15 protein-coding genes are annotated in these 15,660 nt (G+C 72.9%); 7 read left to right on the top strand and 8 right to left on the bottom strand.

Features of this window, described 5'->3' with window-relative positions; translation table 11 throughout:
* The first annotated feature begins 413 nt into the window (after positions 1-413).
* Positions 414-1,409, top strand: coding sequence for a fibronectin type III domain-containing protein (locus tag IPZ69_RS02770; RefSeq protein WP_235452009.1), 996 nt, complete (start codon positions 414-416; stop codon positions 1,407-1,409).
* A gap of 169 nt (positions 1,410-1,578) precedes the next feature.
* Positions 1,579-2,118 carry a hypothetical protein gene (locus IPZ69_RS02765; protein ID WP_235452008.1) on the top strand — a complete coding sequence of 180 codons (540 nt, stop codon included), beginning with the start codon at positions 1,579-1,581 and terminating at the stop codon, positions 2,116-2,118.
* Between the two features lie 51 nt (positions 2,119-2,169).
* On the opposite strand, the gene IPZ69_RS02760 is transcribed toward IPZ69_RS02765, so the two are convergent.
* The 4 genes from IPZ69_RS02760 to IPZ69_RS02745 all read right to left on the bottom strand — a co-directional run bounded on the left by IPZ69_RS02760 (position 2,170) and on the right by IPZ69_RS02745 (position 6,276).
* Entirely contained in the window at positions 2,170-2,727 is a 558-nt protein-coding gene (locus tag IPZ69_RS02760; protein ID WP_235452007.1) for a PadR family transcriptional regulator, read from the bottom strand.
* Between the two features lie 31 nt (positions 2,728-2,758).
* Positions 2,759-4,774, bottom strand: a complete 2,016-nt coding sequence (locus tag IPZ69_RS02755; RefSeq protein ID WP_235452006.1) for an NADPH-dependent 2,4-dienoyl-CoA reductase — start codon at positions 4,772-4,774, stop codon at positions 2,759-2,761.
* 127 nt (positions 4,775-4,901) lie between these two features.
* On the bottom strand, positions 4,902-5,270 hold the full coding sequence (locus tag IPZ69_RS02750; protein WP_235452005.1) for a hypothetical protein: 369 nt from the start codon (positions 5,268-5,270) through the stop codon (positions 4,902-4,904).
* Positions 5,271-5,391: 121 nt separating this feature from the next.
* Positions 5,392-6,276 carry a hypothetical protein gene (locus tag IPZ69_RS02745; RefSeq protein WP_235452004.1) on the bottom strand — a complete coding sequence of 295 codons (885 nt, stop codon included), beginning with the start codon at positions 6,274-6,276 and terminating at the stop codon, positions 5,392-5,394.
* Positions 6,277-6,575: 299 nt separating this feature from the next.
* Here IPZ69_RS02745 and IPZ69_RS02740 point away from each other — a divergent pair, with 299 nt between their 5' ends.
* Entirely contained in the window at positions 6,576-8,642 is a 2,067-nt protein-coding gene (locus IPZ69_RS02740) for a SpoIIE family protein phosphatase (protein ID WP_235452003.1), read from the top strand.
* Positions 8,643-9,033: 391 nt separating this feature from the next.
* Positions 9,034-9,606, top strand: a complete 573-nt coding sequence (locus IPZ69_RS02735; protein ID WP_235452002.1) for a hypothetical protein — start codon at positions 9,034-9,036, stop codon at positions 9,604-9,606.
* A 39-nt stretch (positions 9,607-9,645) separates the two neighbouring features.
* Here the strand turns inward: IPZ69_RS02735 and IPZ69_RS02730 are convergent, their stop codons facing one another.
* The gene (locus IPZ69_RS02730) at positions 9,646-10,431 is read right to left on the bottom strand and encodes a putative protein N(5)-glutamine methyltransferase (RefSeq protein WP_235452001.1); all 786 of its coding nucleotides are present in this window, start codon (positions 10,429-10,431) and stop codon (positions 9,646-9,648) included.
* Between the two features lie 261 nt (positions 10,432-10,692).
* Positions 10,693-11,736 (bottom strand): hypothetical protein, encoded by a 1,044-nt coding sequence (locus IPZ69_RS02725; RefSeq protein WP_235452000.1) that lies wholly within the window; start codon positions 11,734-11,736, stop codon positions 10,693-10,695.
* Positions 11,737-11,861: 125 nt separating this feature from the next.
* Between IPZ69_RS02725 and IPZ69_RS02720 the strand changes: the two genes are divergently transcribed.
* The gene (locus tag IPZ69_RS02720) at positions 11,862-12,263 is read left to right on the top strand and encodes a MarR family winged helix-turn-helix transcriptional regulator (protein ID WP_235452014.1); all 402 of its coding nucleotides are present in this window, start codon (positions 11,862-11,864) and stop codon (positions 12,261-12,263) included.
* Between the two features lie 43 nt (positions 12,264-12,306).
* On the opposite strand, the gene IPZ69_RS02715 is transcribed toward IPZ69_RS02720, so the two are convergent.
* A complete protein-coding gene (locus tag IPZ69_RS02715) occupies positions 12,307-13,059 on the bottom strand; it encodes a GNAT family N-acetyltransferase (RefSeq protein ID WP_235451999.1) in 753 nt (250 codons plus the stop codon).
* Entirely contained in the window at positions 13,056-13,982 is a 927-nt protein-coding gene (locus IPZ69_RS02710; RefSeq protein WP_235451998.1) for an NADP-dependent oxidoreductase, read from the bottom strand. Before IPZ69_RS02710 ends, IPZ69_RS02715 begins: the two co-directional genes overlap by 4 nt.
* Positions 13,983-14,157: 175 nt before the next feature.
* Between IPZ69_RS02710 and IPZ69_RS02705 the strand changes: the two genes are divergently transcribed.
* Both IPZ69_RS02705 and IPZ69_RS02700 read left to right on the top strand, forming a co-directional pair.
* The gene (locus IPZ69_RS02705; protein WP_235451997.1) at positions 14,158-14,763 is read left to right on the top strand and encodes a sulfite oxidase-like oxidoreductase; all 606 of its coding nucleotides are present in this window, start codon (positions 14,158-14,160) and stop codon (positions 14,761-14,763) included.
* Positions 14,756-15,511 (top strand): ferredoxin reductase, encoded by a 756-nt coding sequence (locus tag IPZ69_RS02700; protein WP_235451996.1) that lies wholly within the window; start codon positions 14,756-14,758, stop codon positions 15,509-15,511. The genes IPZ69_RS02705 and IPZ69_RS02700 overlap by 8 nt, the downstream gene beginning before the upstream one ends.
* The last annotated feature ends 149 nt before the right edge of the window (positions 15,512-15,660 follow it).

Raw genomic sequence — 15,660 nt, 5'->3', positions numbered from 1 at the left:
CAGCGTCAGCGACTGGACACGCACGATAGGGGACCTCTCCTGGGGGCATGGGCGGTCACCGAGCCCGATCCGGAGCCCGCCCGGGCACCCGGCCACCGTACGGCGGTCCGGACGATCTACGGCGTCTGACACCCCGTTGACTTGTGACAGGGGCCGGGAACCTGAGCCCCTATCGGCCCAGGCCGTCCCGGCCACCCGTGTCGGCGCGGGATCAGCGACGACAGCGGTCCGCGCCACAGACGTGAACTGCCCTGCTGTCGCGGGGAGTTCAGCCAAGGAGCTTCAGCATACGCAACGCACTCCGATGGTCACCAATGCGGCGACCCACGGTCCGCCCCCTTGATGTGACCGCGACAGTCGGGCCATATTGGTCCGGACCATTGCCGTCATCCCGTCCCCCGGGAGGCTGAACCGTGCGACGTGTTCCCCTTCCTCCCGTCCTGGCCCTCGGGGCCCTGCTGCTGCTCGTGTCCTGCGGTTGGGGCGGCGCGGCCGAGGGCGAGAGCGGGCGGATGCCCGGCGCGCCGACGGGGGTGACCGCCGCGGCCGGGAGCGCCACCAGCGTGCACGTCATGTGGAACGCGGTGAGTTCGGGCCCCGGCGTCCGGGCTTACGAGGTATATCGCGGCACCACAAAGGTCGGCGAAGTACCGGCTTCGCAGCACATGGTGGACGTCACCAGGCTCAGGCCGTCCACCATGTATGTCTTCACGGTGCGGGCCCGGGACACCGACGGGCGCGTCGGCCCGAACAGCCGGGAGGTGCGCGCGCGAACGCCGGCCGTCGTCGCGGCGGACCGCTCGGCGCCGACCCGCCCGCGCGAGCCCACGGGCCGGGCGGTCGGCAGCCGGGCCGTCCAACTGTCCTGGACCGCCTCCACCGACGACCGGGGCGTGCTCTCGTACGAGATCCACCAGGGCGCCACGAAGATCCACAGCGTGGGCGGCGGCCAGACCGCGACGGTGGTCACCGGCCTGCGCCCGGGCCACCGCTACACGTTCACCGTCCGGGCCCGCGACGCCGCCGACAACCTCTCGCCGGCGAGCGCCCCGGTCCGCCTGACCACACCGGGCACGGACGACGGCCGGGACACCGCCCCCACCGGGTTCCGGGCGGCGGCCCACCGGGCCGACGGGGCGTACTACATCGACCTGTCCTGGCAACCGCCGCGCACGGAAGGCGTGGTCACGGAGTACCAGATCCGGCTCGACGGCGCCCCGGCCACCTCCCTGGTGTGGGGCGGCATCCCGCCGCGCGGCCGGGCGGACTACAGCTTCTACGTGGGCCGCGCCGCCGGGGAGGTCCACCGGGTGCGGATCCGGGCGCGGCTGCCGGACGGGACGTGGGGCGGATTCTCGGCGGAACGGACCGTGACGACGGGGGCGGACGGCGCCGGCACGAGCCGGTGACCGCCCGCCACCCGAGGCCGCCAACAGCGGAAACGGTCACCTGATTGGCGGCGGCCCGAGTGCGGGCCGAAGCGCCGCGTCGTTGGCTGAGCCTGAGGCAGCACGGACGTTTCCCGACCCTCGGCGGCGCATGGGACGTTCCGCCAACCGTGCCGCCGGAGGGCACCCAATGCGCACAACTCGATTCCTTCTCCGCTCCGGCCCGATAGTGGCGGCCGCCGCGCTTCCGCTCGCGTTCGCCGGGCCGTCCACCGCGGTCTCGGGGATCTCCGTGAGCACCATCGGGTCCACCGTCTCGGTCACGACCAGCGCCTGCTCCCAGACCAACGGCAACTGGGGCAACGCGTCCCTGCTGTCCAGCCGTCAGGCGAACTTCGCCCAGGGCCGACAGGTGGCACTCGCGGGGACGACCATCAGCCAGTCCGCCGCGTGGTCCGGCGTCAGCCCGGGGACCTACACGGTCGTCGTGGTCTGTTCGAACGGCACCACGGCGGGCACCCAGTCCGTCATCGTCTCCGCCGGATCGGGCCCGACGATCTCCTCGACCTCGGCGACCTCGTCGCCGTCCCGCGGCGTCATGGGCGGTCTGGGCGGCGCCGCCCGCGACTACGGCCCGATCACCTTCGGCATCGGCGCGGCTCTCGTGGGCACCGGCGTGATCGCCACGGTCTGGTACCTGCGCAAGCGCTCCAAGCCGTACCGCTTCTGAACCGTCCGGCGGCACCAGCCGGAGCCGGGCGGTCGAGGAGAACCGCGGACCTCAGTCCGCCGTGTCCTCGGCGCCCGGCAACCCGTCGAGCTCCTTCACGGCGTGGCTGAGCCACTGGGTCCAGAAGGTCTCCAGGTCGATGCCCGCCCGCAGCACCAGGTGGCGCAGCCGGTCCTCGGTGCTGTCCTTGCCGGGCGGGAAGTCGCGCCGCTCGATCTCCTCGTACTCGGCCAGCTGGCGCCGGTGCAGTTCGAGATGGCGGCGCAGGTCGTCCTTGAGGCCGCCCGTGCCGACCACCGCGGCGGCGCGCAGCCGCAGCAGCAGCGCGTCCCGGTGCGGCTTGGGGTCCTGGGACGCGGAGGTCCAGCGGGCCAGTTCGGCGCGGCCCGCGGGCAGGACCTCGTAGCGCTTCTTCTGCCCGCGGGCCGGCTGCTCGGCCGGAAGGGCACGGACGTACCCCTCGGCCTCCAGCCGTCCCAGCTCCCGGTATATCTGCTGGTGCGTCGCCGACCAGAAGTAGCCGATCGACTTGTCGAAGCGGCGGGTCAGCTCCAGCCCCGACGACGGCCTTTCGAGCAGGGCGGTGAGGATCGCGTGCGGGAGTGACATGACCTCATCCTAGGGACGCGCCGCGCGGCCCCTACAGGCTCGCCGCCAGCTCGGTGCCCTGCTGGATGGCGCGCTTGGCGTCCAGCTCGGCCGCGACGTCGGCACCGCCGATGAGGTGCGCGCTCCGGCCGGCGGCGAGCAGCGCCTCGTACAGGTCGCGGCGCGGCTCCTGACCGGTGCACAGCACGACCGTGTCGACCTCCAGGACCGTGCTTTGCCCGTCGACGGTGACGTGCAGGCCCGCGTCGTCGATCCGGTCGTACTGGACGCCCGGGACCATGGTCACGCCGCGGTGTTTGAGCTCGGTGCGATGGATCCAGCCGGTGGTCTTGCCCAGGCCGGCGCCGACCTTGGTGGTCTTGCGCTGAAGCAGGTGGACGGTGCGCGGCGGGGCGGGCCGGCGCGGGGCGGTGAGACCGCCCGCGGCCTGGTAGTCCATGTCGACGCCCCAGGCACGGAAGTACGTCGCCGGGTCCTCGTGCGCCTTGTCGCCGGCGTCGGTGAGGTACTCGGCCACGTCGAAGCCGATGCCGCCGGCGCCGAGGATGGCGACCCGGTCGCCGACGGGGGCCCCGTCGCGCAGGACGTCGAGGTAGCCGAGGACACGGGGGTGGTCGACGCCGGGGATGTCGGGGGTGCGCGGGGTGACGCCGGTGGCGACGACGACCTCGTCGTGGTCGGCCAGGTCGTCGGCGGACACCCAGGCGTTCAGCCGGACGTCCACGCCGTGCTCGTCGAGCTGGTGGCGGAAGTAGCGCAGCGTCTCGTCGAACTCCTGCTTGCCGGGGACCTTGCGGGCCACGTTCAGCTGGCCGCCGATCTCGCTCGCGGCGTCGAACAGCGTCACCTCGTGGCCGCGCTCGGCGGCGCTCACCGCGCAGGCCAGACCGGCCGGGCCCGCGCCGACGACGGCGACGCGCTTGCGCCGCCGGGTCGGGGAGAGGACCAGTTCGGTCTCGTGGCAGGCGCGCGGGTTGACCAGGCAGGAGGTGATCCTGCCGCTGAAGGTGTGGTCGAGGCAGGCCTGGTTGCAGCCGATGCAGGTGTTGATCGCCTCGGGGCGGCCCGCGGCGGCCTTGTTCACGAAGTCGGGGTCGGCGAGCATCGGGCGGGCCATGGACACCATGTCCGCGTGGCCACCGGCGAGCAGTTCCTCGGCGAGCTCGGGGGTGTTGATGCGGTTGGTGGTCACCAGGGGCACGGACACCTCGCCCATGAGCTTCTTGGTGACCCAGGTGTACGCGCCGCGCGGCACCGAGGTGGCGATGGTGGGGATGCGGGCCTCGTGCCAGCCGATGCCGGTGTTGATGATGGTCGCCCCGGCGGCCTCGACGGCCTTCGCGAGGGTGACGACCTCGTCGAACGTGGAGCCGCCGGGGACCAGGTCCAGCATGGACAGCCGGTAGATGATGATGAAGTCCTCGCCGACCGCCTCGCGCACCCGCCGGACGATCTCGACGGGGAACCGCATGCGGTTCTCGTACGAGCCGCCCCAGCGGTCGGTGCGGTGGTTGGTCTGCGCGGCGATGAACTCGTTGATCAGGTAGCCCTCGGAGCCCATGATCTCGACGCCGTCGTAGCCGGCCTGCCGGGCGAGGCGGGCGGCGCGGGCGTAGTCGTCGATCGTGCGCTCGACGTCGGCGTCGGTGAGCTCACGGGGCGAAAAGGGGCTGATCGGCGCCTGGACCGGGCTGGGCGCGACCAGGTCCTGATGGTAGGCGTACCGGCCGAAGTGCAGCAGCTGCATCGCGATCTTCCCGCCCGCGCGGTGCACGGCGGCGGTGATCTCGGCGTGCTGCTCGGCCTCCACCTCGGTGGTGAGCCTGGCCCCGCCCTCGTACGGCCGGCCCTCGTCGTTGGGGGCGATGCCGCCGGTGACGATCAGGCCCACGCCACCGCGCGCGCGGGCGGCGTAGAACTCCGCCATCCTCTCGAATCCGCGCTCGGCCTCCTCCAGGCCCACGTGCATGGAGCCCATGAGCACACGGTTGGGCAGTGTGGTGAAGCCCAGGTCGAGCGGGGTCATCAGGTGCGGGTAACGGCTCATGGGGCCCTCCGTGCGCGGTGTCGTCGCCTCTGTTGTAGAGGACGGCCGACCCATTGTGCAACTAGTTGCACAATGGCGGAGGGGTGAGCCCGGCCACGTCACCGGGCGCGGTGCGGCGGCGTCGGCGTCACCGGCTTTCGAGCAGGACGTGCAGCTCCTTCTCCTGGTCGCCGGAGGCCGAGGAGAGGTTGCGCACCGTGAACAGGGAGTCGAGGGTCGTGCGGAGCCGGTCGATCGCCCAGTAACCGCCCTGCGCGTCGGCCTCGACGGTGGACGAGAGACGTGCCGGGATCGTGCACTCGTGCGCGTCCGTGACCTCGAACGTGCCGAGCCACACCATCGGGCGAGTCTCGTGGAGCTGCTGCGGTACGTCCTCGGCGCACCGGTCGGACTCGAAGCACGTGCACAGCGCGTCGAACACGATCCGGGCGTCTTCCTTGCTGCAGCCGCTGATCTCGACGGAGACGGACTCGTCGTGGGTTCGCTCACGGGTCATCGTGATCGCTCCTCTCGTGGCGGCGGCGCGGCACCGCCGGTCCCCCGTGCACCGCGCCACCTCCCCAGAAAACCACCACTTTCCGGGCGCGCACCACCCGTCGCGGGGCTCGGTCGAGACCTCAGCCGCGGGTGAACCGGTACGTCTTGCTGTCCGTGAGCACGCAGAAGCCCGGCGAGATCACGATCACCCGCAGGGTGCCCGTACGGCGGTCGTAGTCGATGCCCTCGGTCTCGAAGGTGCCGGAGCAGGAACTGCGCAGCGGCAACTGGCGCAGCGCCGTGACGTGGCCGGACACGTCCGCCGAGCCGTTCGGCGGGCCGGACAGGTCGACCTGGAGGAGCGGCTTGGTGACGCCGAAGAGCGTGCCGGCCGGGTCGTCGGAGGAGCAGAGCAGGGTCGTGGGACCGGAGAAGTCGCAGCCCTGGACGTCGCGGACGGCGTGGTCGAGGTTGACCGTGGAGGCCTGCGGCAGGTTCGCCGAGGGCGAGGTGCTCGCGTTCACGCCCGGGGTCGGGAAGACCAGCAGCCGGCTCATCGTGCCGTACTCCCCCGCCAGCATCCACTGGCCGTCGGGCGAGACTGCGACCCAGGAGTTGTTCAGGGCCTCCCCCGGGCTGAGTGTGTGGACGTACTCGGACCAGGCGCCGCCGGGCGCCTGCACCCGGAACATCTTCGAGTTGCCGGAGTCCCGCTGGTACGGCTCGATGTAGTAACCGTTGTACGAGGCGTCGGGGTCGCCGACGTGGTTCCAGCCACGGCTGCTGACACCGAGGGGGATCGTGCCGATGCCGGTGTACCGGTTGGGGCTGCCGGCCGGGACCTCGACCGAGGTCAGGCCCTGGCTCTCGGTCAGCGGGTCGGCGCGGTCGGAACCGGCCTCGGTCCAGGTGTCGGCGGCGAAGGCGGGTGCGGCGGGCGCGGTGAGGGACAGGACGACGGCGGTGGCGAGGGTGACCAGTGCGGACAGGAGCGCGTGACAACGTTGCCGGGCGGGCGCGGGCATGGGGGCCTACTCCTCGGTTTCGGGGGTGGGGACGCGCTTGCGGCCGACAGTCTGGCCCGACCGGATAGTCATGTACAGACCAAATTCGAAACGTGAGGTGAACAGGTGCGGCCGGCGGTGATGCGCGTCATACGCTCGCCCGCCCCGCGGCTGCGGCTTCGCCGGACGACCGCCGCCGTGTTGAGGGATCGTGGAGACAGTCGTCGGCAGCGTCGGAGATTCGGTGTGAGCGCGATAGAACAAGGGGAGTCGGCACGGGGGACGGCGTGCCGTGCGATCGGTCGAAGGCGGTGCGTGTGATGGGTGCAGCCGAGGCTCCCGTGGCCGAGGGTGGTGGTCCGGTGCGGCCCAGCGGGCTGCTCGACATGCTCCGTGTGGCCTCGGTGGTGCTCGACTCCAAGGGCCGCATCGTGCTGTGGAGCCCCCAGGCGGAGGAACTGTTCGGTTATCCGGCGCAGGAGGCGCTCGGGCAGTACGCCGCCCGGCTGGTGGTGCACGAGGAGCACTTCCAACTGATCCGCAAGCTCTTCGCCGACGTGATGGAGACCGGTCAGAGCTGGGCCGGGGCGTTCCCCGTCCGGGTCAAGGACGGCAGCACGCGTCTGGTGGAGTTCCGCAACATGCGGCTGATGGACGACCGCGGCGACATCTACGCGCTGGGGCTCGCCGCCGACCGGTCGACGGTGCGCCGCCTCGAACGGGACTTGGCGCTCTCGCAACGGATCGTGCACCAGTCGCCCATCGGACTGGCCGTGCTGGACACCGAGCTGCGGTACGTCTCGGTCAATCCGGCTCTGGCCAGGATCAACGGGGTTCCCCCCGAGGAGCACGTCGGACGCAGGATGCGCGACATCCTGCCGATGCTGGACAACGACAGCCTGGAGGCCTCGTTCCGGCGGGTACTGGAGACCGGGGCGCCGCTCGTCGACCGGTCCTCCGTCGGCCGGACCCCGGCGGACCCGGACCAGGACCACGCCTGGTCGATGTCGCTGTACCGGCTGGAGGACCCCATGGGCCGGGCGCTGGGCGTGGCGATGTCGGTCGTGGACACCACCGAGCAGCACCGGGCGGCCGTCGCCGCCGAGACCGCGCGGCGCCGCCTCACCGTCATCGCCGACGCCTCCGCCCGCATCGGCACCACGCTCGAACTGGAGCGCACGGCCCGTGAGCTGGCCGACGTCGCCGTGCCGGAACTCGCCGACGTGGCCGCCGTGGACCTGCTCGACGCGGTGGTCGAGGGCCGCCCCAGCACGCTGAGCCCGTCCGAGCCCGCGGTGATCCGCGCCCTCGCCGTGCGGGCCGAGCAGGACGGGGACGCGCTCCGGGCCGCCGATCCGCCCGGGAAGCTCGCCCGGTACGGCCCCGACCGCCTGGTCACCGAGTGCGTACGGACCGGCCGCCCGGTCCTCGTGCCGCAGGTGAAGGACGAGGACCTGCCGCGGATCGCCCGCTCCCCCGAGGCGGCCGTGCAGCTGGGACGGGCGGGTCTGCACTCGTATCTCGCCGTGCCGCTGATCGCGCGCGGTGAGGTCCTCGGCGCCCTCGACCTCAAGCGCACCCGCAATCCGGTGCCCTTCGGCGAGGACGACCTGCTGCTGGCCCGGGAGCTGGCCTCGCGCGCGGCCGTGCAGATCGACAACGCGCGCTGGTACCAGAACGCCCGCAACACCGCCCTCACCCTGCAGCGCAGCCTGCTGCCGAGCCACCCGCCCGTGACGACCGGCCTGGAGGTCGCCTCCCGCTACCAGCCCGCCGGTGCCACCAGCGAGGTCGGCGGCGACTGGTTCGACGTGATCCCGCTGGAGGGCGGCAAGACCGCGCTGGTGGTGGGCGACGTGATGGGCAGCGGGATCGGCGCGGCCGCCACCATGGGCCGGCTGCGCACCGCGACCGCCACACTCGCCGCGCTCGACCTCGATCCCGCGCTGCTCCTGGAGCACCTCGACAAGATCACCTCGGGCCTGGACCACTCCATCGCGACCTGCGTGTACGCCGTCCACGACCCGCAACTGCGCCAGTGCCGCATCGCCAACGCCGGCCACCTGCCCCCGGCCCGCGTCCGCGCCGGGCACCCGCCGGAGCTCCTCGACCTGCCGACCGGGGTACCCCTCGGCGTCGGGGGTGTCGCCTTCTCCACCACCACCGTCGACCTGGCTCCCGGCGAGGAGCTGGTCTTCTACACCGACGGGCTGGTCGAGACCCGCCACCACTCGCTCGACGAGCGCCTCGACTTCCTCCTCTCCCTCCTGGACGACCCGGCGCGTCCGCTGGAGGAGACCTGCGACCTGCTGCTGCGCACCTTGCACCACCCCGACAACCACGACGACGTGGCCCTGCTGATCGCACGGGCGCAGGAGCTGACGTAGCCCGCTGCCCGATTCACAGCGATTTATTACCAGGGCCTTATCGGTGTCCTACGACAATCACAGGGAGGCATGCGCACGGGATGCCGCGTGTCATGGCCGATGGGAGCGAGCTGTGATGCACGAACCGGAGCGGGAACACGGCCACGCTGACCGGCCCGCCGAGTCGAATGCGCCGAATCCGCTGAATCCGCTGAATCCTCCGGATCCATCGAACCCCCCGATTCCGCCGATGCCCGCGCATCCGCCGTGGGCCGCCGGGGCGGAACCGGTCCCCGCATCGGAGGCGGACCCCAGGACGGAAGTGATCGCCGGACCGGGCGGTGGCCCTGAGCCCGGTGTGCCCCCGCGCACGCGATGGCGCCGGCGGTCGGCGCGCGCCCGGGCGGTGGCCGTGGCGGTCACGGTCGCGGCGCTGGCCCTGGGCGGCACGGTCGCCTTCGCCGCCACCTCCGGCGGCTCCACTTCACAGGCCGTACCCGCCGCCGGATCCCCGTCCGGGTCGCCCTCGCCGGACCACCGGCACGGACACGGCCCCGGCTGGTTCGGCCTCGGTGGCGAGATCGCGCACGGCGAGGCCACGGTGAAGGACCGCGACTCAGGGAAGTGGGTCGTCCGGGCCTTCCAGCGGGGCACCGTCGACAAGGTGGCCGGTGACCAGGTCACCGTCAAGAGCGACGACGGAACAGCGTGGACCTGGACGGTCGGCTCCGACACGAAGGTGTTCGGCGGCGGCTCCTCGGGCTCGGGCGCCGGCGCGCTGAAGAAGGGCGACAAGGCCCTGCTGGCCGGCACCCGCTCCGACAGCACCCGGACCGCGGTGGTCGCGGTCAAGGGCGCCTTCACCGACTGGGGACCGGACGGCGGACACGGCGGCTTCCGCGGCCACGGGCCGTGCGGCGGCCCCTGGGGCGGCCCCGACCGCACCATGTCTGCGAGCCCGACCGGGAGCGGCGCGACGACCTGACGTCGGCGCGCCGCGACGAACCGCCTCCGGGACCCGTCCTTACAACCGCACGCCGATGACCACGTGGGCGTACAGCTCCTCGCACACCGCCAGACGCGTGGTCAGCCCGGCCCGCCGGAACGCGTCCATCGCCGACGGGGCCTGGCGTTCGCTCGTCTCCACCAGGAGGCAGCCGCCGGGGGCGAGCCACCCGGGTGCGTAGGCGGCGACGCGGCGCAGGACCTCGAGGCCGTCCCCGCCGCCGTCGAGGGCGACGAGGGGCTCGTGCTCGCGGGCCTCCGACGGCAGGAGCTGCACCTCGTCGGTGGGGACGTACGGCACGTTCGCCGCGAGGATGTCGATACGGCCGCGCAGTTCGGCGGGCAGCGCCTCGAACAGGTCACCGGCGTGGGCGTGAGCGCCGTACGCGGCGAGGTTGCGCCGCGCGCAGCGCACCGCGACCGGGTCGACGTCGGCGGCGTGCAGTGCGACCGGGCCGAGGGCGGCGGCCAGGGCCGCGCCGACCGCGCCGGAGCCGCAGCACAGGTCCACGACGACGGACGCGTCCGGGGCCTGCGCGAGGGCCTGGTCGACCAGGAACTCGGTGCGCCGGCGGGGGACGAAGACGCCCGGTTCCACGGCGATGCGCAGGCCGTGGAACTCGGCCCAGCCGAGGACGTGTTCGAGGGGCAGTCCGGCGACGCGCCGGTCCACCATCGCGGCGAGCTCGTCCGGTGTGCGGGCGGTGGTGAGGATCAACTCCGCCTCGTCCTCGGCGAAGACGCACCCGGCGGCGCGCAGCGCGGTGACGACGACGGTGGGGGAAAGCGAGGGCAATGGGGGCATGGAAGCCGAGAGCCTTTCGGAAGCCTGGGGCCGAAGGGCGCTCCCGCGGTCACCTACGGGCGGTGATCCGCGCCGTCCGGAGGAGAGAGCACCCGACCTGACACAGCGGTAATGGGTCTCACCTCCTCGTCGACTCGGGCCGGGACTTCCCCGGCCGGACGGCCACCTTATCCCAACGGCCGGACGGCAACACGCGGATACCGGTCGACGTTCAGACCCGTCAACGCTCGGATCCGTCAACGGTCGGACGCCGGTCAACGCTCAGACGCCGACGGTCTCTTCGATCTCCTCCTCGGCGCGCTCCCCCTCGCTCACGCGGTGCGACAGGACGGCAGCCGCCTCCGCGGGCGCCGCGGCCCGCTCGTAGGCCGCCGCGGTCGCGGTGATCGCGAGGCCGAGCAGTAGCCAGACCGCGAGCGTCCACACGTCGCGGGTCAGACCGTCGTGGCCGAAGTACAGCAGGCTGCGGGCGCCCTCGATGAACCCGGCGCCGTTCCAGAAGGCGTGCAGGGTGCCGAAGAAGCCGTTCTGCAGCTCGGGGCGGAACAGGCCGCCGGAACTGGTGAAGTTGAGCATCACGAACAGCACCATCATGGTGAGCGTGGTCCACCGCTTGAGGAAGGTGTGCAGGCCGACGCCGATGAAGAGGATGCCGGCGGAGTAGAGCCAGGCCATCCCCCACAGGCTCGTGAGGTCGTGGTCCGCGAGGTGGAACACCGGCCCGGCGAGGAGCGCGCCGATGCCGCCGACGACGGCGGAGACGCCGAGCGCCAGCAGGGCCCGGACCCGCGGGGACAGCGCGGCACCGGCGGCGCCGATCGCGGCGACCGAGGCGTACGAGCCGATGCTCAGCGCGATCAGCAGGAAGAACAGGCCCTGCCCGGTGGGGTCGTCGGCGGCCGGCGGGGCCACGTCGGTCACCTTCAGCGGGTCGCCCTGCTCGGCGGCAACGGGGGTGAAGACCTTCTCGACCGCCGTGGCCCCCATGTCGGACGCGGCACTCGCGACGAGGAGCTCCGGCGCCTTCTTGGCGGGCACGTAGGCCCCCGTGACGTCCCGGGACCTGAGCAGGTCGATGGCGTCGGCACGGGTGGGCACGGTGCGGATGTCGAGCTTGTCGCCGGCGGCGTCCTTGACCGTCTGGGCGAACACCTTCGCCCTGGGACCGTGGCCGACGACGGCGACGGGCAGATGGTGGGGCTCCGGGGTCACGAAGGCCCCCATGTACGCGAGCCCCATACCCAGACACATCAGCAGCGGGGTGATCAGGTGCGTGAGCACATGGCGCAGCGCCGGGGACCTCATCGCGCTCGACCTCCTCATAGTTGGCTTATACAACTCTCAGTTCAAGTTGTACTATACAACTAGAACGCCGGAGGAGGCATTCCGTGACAACAGCGGAGACGGCCGTCGAGGCCATCCAGCGCGAGATGACGATCTTCGCCCGCCGGGCCCGGGCCTCGGCGGGACGCATGCACCCCGAACTGTCCCTGGTCTCGTACACCCTGCTCGGCCACGTCGAGGAGAGCGGCGGCTGCCGGGCCGCCGACCTGGCCGCGCACTACGCCCTGGACAAGTCCACGGTCAGCCGTCAGGTGACGGCGCTGGAGCGGGCCGGGCTCATCGAGCGCCGTGTCGACCCGGAGGACCACCGCGTCCAGGTGCTGCATCTGACGGAGGCGGGCGCGGAGATCCTCGCCCAGGTCACACTCAGCCGGCGGGCCGCGTTCCGGGAGCGGCTCGCCAACTGGCCGGAGGAGGACCTGACGAGGTTCGCCCGCTATCTGGAGCGGTACAACGCGGGGCCGGCGACCGCCGCCGACCCCGACTGAGCGGACCCGCGCCCTTGCCGGGGCGCCGGTACGGCTTCCTGCGCTAGGGAACCGGTACGGCCTCGCGTCCGTCGGCCAGCCGCTGCGGGGCCCGGGCCGCCAGGAACGCCGTGGTGCGGCGGAGCCGGAAGCCCAGCGACTCGTACAGGCGAACGGCGTTCGCGTTGCCGGCGCCGGTGTGCAGGAACGGGCTCTCCCCGCGCTCCCGGATGCCGTGCGCGACGGCGAGGATCAGCCGGGTCGCCAGGCCCTCGCCGCGGACGGCGGGGTCGGTGCAGACCGCGCTGATCTCGGTCCAGCCGGGCGGGTGCAGCCGCTCCCCCGCCATCGCGATCAGCGCGCCGTCCCGGCGTATGCCGAGATAGGTGCCGAGTTCGATGGTGCGCGGCTCGAACGGTCCCGGCCTGGTGCGCTCCACCAGGTCGAGCATCTCGGGTACGTCGGCGGGGCCGAGGCGGACCGCCTCCGGTTCCGGTGCGCCGGCCACGCCGTCGCCGACGAGTTGCACGCCCTCGACCCGAAAGGTGATCTCCCAGTCGTCCGGGACCGGGCCGCGGAAGCCCGGCAGCGGGACCTCGGCGCCCGGTCCGGCCAGCGCCGCGAGGTCCGCCCAGTCGTCGGCGTCCGGCTCGTCGGGCAGGGCGAGCCAGGGGGACACGTCCACCGGGTAGCGCAGCACGCGGCCGCGCCGCTCGGCGAAGTGCGCGTGCGGGCCGGTGAGGGAGGCGCGGGCGGGGTTGTCGAGGACGTGCGGGGCACCGGTGTGCGCCGCGCGCGTCCCGCTCTCCCGGGTCATACGGCGACCTCGATGACGGTCTTGCCCAGGGCGTGGCCGTCCTCGACCGAGCGCAGGGCCTCGTCGGCCCGGTCGAGCGGGAAGCGCCGGGTGACGTACGGGTTCAGACGGCCGCCGAGCACGAGGTCCGCCACCGCGTCCAGGACGGCGGCGGTGCGGGCGCGGGCGACCCGGGAGCCGCCCAGTTCCGCGACGGTCTGGGGCGCGGCGCCCGCGCTGATCAGTTTCGTGCGGTCGGCGAGCAGGCCGGCCGCCTCGGCCAGTACCGCCCCGCCGACGAGGTCGTACACGGCGTCGACGCCGTCCGGCGCGGCGGCGCGTACCCGCTCGGCCAGACCGGGCCCCGCCGGCACGTGCACGGCCCCCAGTGACTCGACGAAGTCCTTCTTGGCCGCGCTCGCCACGCCCACGACCCGCAGCCCGAAGTTGCGGGCGATCTGCACGGCGGCGGCCCCGACCCCACCGCCCGCTCCGGTGATCAGCAGGGTCGCGCAGGCGGGCAGGTCGAGCTGGCGGACGCCGTCGTACGCCGTGGCCGCGGCGACCGGCAGGGTGGCGGCGTCGGCGAAGGACAGCCGCGCGGGCTTGTGCGCGGTCACCTCGGCGGACAGCAGCGCGTACTCGGCGTACCCGCCCGCGACGGTGTTGCCGAAGACCTCGTCGCCGACCGCGAAGCCCGTCAAGCCGTCCCCGAGCTCCTCGACGACGCCGGAGACCTCGCTGCCGAAGACGGCGGGGAAGACCCGCTCACCCGTGTCGCCGGGGCGGCGCAGGCCCCCGCGCAGCTTCCAGTCGACCGGGTTCACGCCCGCCGCACGGACGGCGACCAGGAGCTGACCGGGCCCGGGACTCGGCCGGTCCAGCTCCGCGAACGCCTCGGTCTCCGGCCCGCCGTACCGCGTGAAGACGTATGCCTTCGGCATCTGAGCTCCCTCACTCTCCTCGCGCCGTCACCGGAGCACCGGTGCCGCCACTGAGCTGCAAGGATCAGTACCCGGCGGCTATTCCCCGGGCGCGCGCGGGTGTGCGCGGCGCCGCCGTGATCGGGCCACCGGGCCCGTGGACGGAGCACCGCCGTCGGCCACGTACGGTTGAAACATGAACGTCACCCGAGGCTTCACCGGGCACGCCCGCGCCCACCGTCCGGGGCTGCCGCCCGGCCAGTACGACGCGGGCGACGACTGGCCCGTCCTGTCCGCCGAGGTCACCCCCGAACTCACGCCGGCCGACTGGACGTTCCGCGTCGACGGTCTGGTCGCCGAGCCGCGCACCTGGGACTGGGACGCGGCGCACGGGCTGCCCGCTTCGGCGTACGAGGGTGACATCCACTGCGTGACGAGCTGGTCCAAGTTCGGGGTGCGGTTCGCCGGCGTGTCCCTGGACGCCTTCCTCGATGTGGTCCGGCCCCATGGGTCCGCCACCCATGCCGTCGCCTATGCGCACACCGGCTACACCGCGAGTCTCCCGCTCGCCGATCTGACCGGCGGGCGCGCCTGGATCGCCTGGGAGTACGACGGCGCGCCGCTCGCCGCCGAGCACGGCGGTCCGGCCCGGCTGCTGGTGCCGCACCTGTACTTCTGGAAGAGCGCCAAGTGGATCGCGGGCCTCACCCTGCTCGACCACGAGGCGCCGGGCTTTTGGGAGCAGAACGGCTACCACGCGCGGGGCAACCCGTGGGAGGAGCAGCGCTACTCCGGTGACTGAGACCTTCACTCCCCCGACGCGCTTCGCCGTGCCCGGGCGCATCGCCGTCGGCGAGCAGACCGCGACGCTGTGGCAGACGGCCACCCTCACCGAGATCCGGCGCGAGACCCCGCACGCCGCCACCTTCCGGTTCGCGGTGCCGGCCTGGGCGGGCCATCTGCCCGGACAGCACCTGCAACTGCGGCTCACCGCCGAGGACGGCTATGTGGCCCAGCGCCACTACTCGATCGCGTCCGCGCCGGACGGCTCGGGTCACATCGAGCTGACCCTCGACCACGTCGAGGGCGGCGAGGTCTCCGGGTGGTTCCACACGGTGGCCCGGCCGGGCGACACCGTCGAGGTGCGCGGCCCGCTGAGCGGCTTCTTCGCCTGGCCCGGCGACCGGCCCGCGCTGCTGCTCGGCGCCGGCTCCGGGGTCGTACCGCTGATGTCGATGGTGCGGCACCACCGGGCGCGGGGCCTGACCGTGCCGCTGCGGCTGCTGGTGTCCGCCCGCGGTCCCGAGGAGCTCATCTACGCGCGCGAGTTCGGCGCGGAGACCACACCCGTGTTCACCCGGACCGCGCCGGACGGTGTGCCCGTGGGACGTATGACCGCCGCACATGTGGCGCCACTCCTGGCCGAGCGGCCCGAGGGTGGGTGGGAGGCCTATGTGTGCGGGTCGAACGGGTTCGCCGAGCACGCCTCGCGGCTGCTCGTCGAGGCGGGCCAGCCCGTGCACCGGATCCGCATCGAGCGTTTCGGCTGAGGCGACGCGGGCGTGCGCCAGCAACTGTCGAGTGACCCTGTGGGGCTCTCTGCCATGGTCGGTACATCCGGGGTGTGAGGGCGTGCCGCTCCGGGGGTCGGTGAGGTGAGGCGACTGCGCCGTACGGGGTACCACACCGGTGTGGACGC

The organism is Streptomyces olivochromogenes, assembly GCF_021538895.1.
GTDB lineage: Bacteria > Actinomycetota > Actinomycetes > Streptomycetales > Streptomycetaceae > Streptomyces > Streptomyces olivochromogenes_A.
This window is presented reverse-complemented; position numbering and strand designations above follow the sequence as displayed.

Bases quoted from the DNA above. Each gene is read 5' to 3' on its own strand.
- IPZ69_RS02765 (WP_235452008.1), top strand. From the start codon at position 1,579: ATGCGCACAACTCGATTCCTTCTCCGCTCCGGCCCGATAGTGGCGGCC.
- IPZ69_RS02760 (WP_235452007.1), bottom strand. From the start codon at position 2,727: ATGTCACTCCCGCACGCGATCCTCACCGCCCTGCTCGAAAGGCCGTCG.
- IPZ69_RS02755 (WP_235452006.1), bottom strand. From the start codon at position 4,774: ATGAGCCGTTACCCGCACCTGATGACCCCGCTCGACCTGGGCTTCACC.
- IPZ69_RS02750 (WP_235452005.1), bottom strand. From the start codon at position 5,270: ATGACCCGTGAGCGAACCCACGACGAGTCCGTCTCCGTCGAGATCAGC.
- IPZ69_RS02745 (WP_235452004.1), bottom strand. From the start codon at position 6,276: ATGCCCGCGCCCGCCCGGCAACGTTGTCACGCGCTCCTGTCCGCACTG.
- IPZ69_RS02740 (WP_235452003.1), top strand. From the start codon at position 6,576: ATGGGTGCAGCCGAGGCTCCCGTGGCCGAGGGTGGTGGTCCGGTGCGG.
- IPZ69_RS02730 (WP_235452001.1), bottom strand. From the start codon at position 10,431: ATGCCCCCATTGCCCTCGCTTTCCCCCACCGTCGTCGTCACCGCGCTG.
- IPZ69_RS02725 (WP_235452000.1), bottom strand. From the start codon at position 11,736: ATGAGGTCCCCGGCGCTGCGCCATGTGCTCACGCACCTGATCACCCCG.
- IPZ69_RS02720 (WP_235452014.1), top strand. From the start codon at position 11,862: ATGACGATCTTCGCCCGCCGGGCCCGGGCCTCGGCGGGACGCATGCAC.
- IPZ69_RS02715 (WP_235451999.1), bottom strand. From the start codon at position 13,059: ATGACCCGGGAGAGCGGGACGCGCGCGGCGCACACCGGTGCCCCGCAC.
- IPZ69_RS02710 (WP_235451998.1), bottom strand. From the start codon at position 13,982: ATGCCGAAGGCATACGTCTTCACGCGGTACGGCGGGCCGGAGACCGAG.
- IPZ69_RS02705 (WP_235451997.1), top strand. From the start codon at position 14,158: ATGAACGTCACCCGAGGCTTCACCGGGCACGCCCGCGCCCACCGTCCG.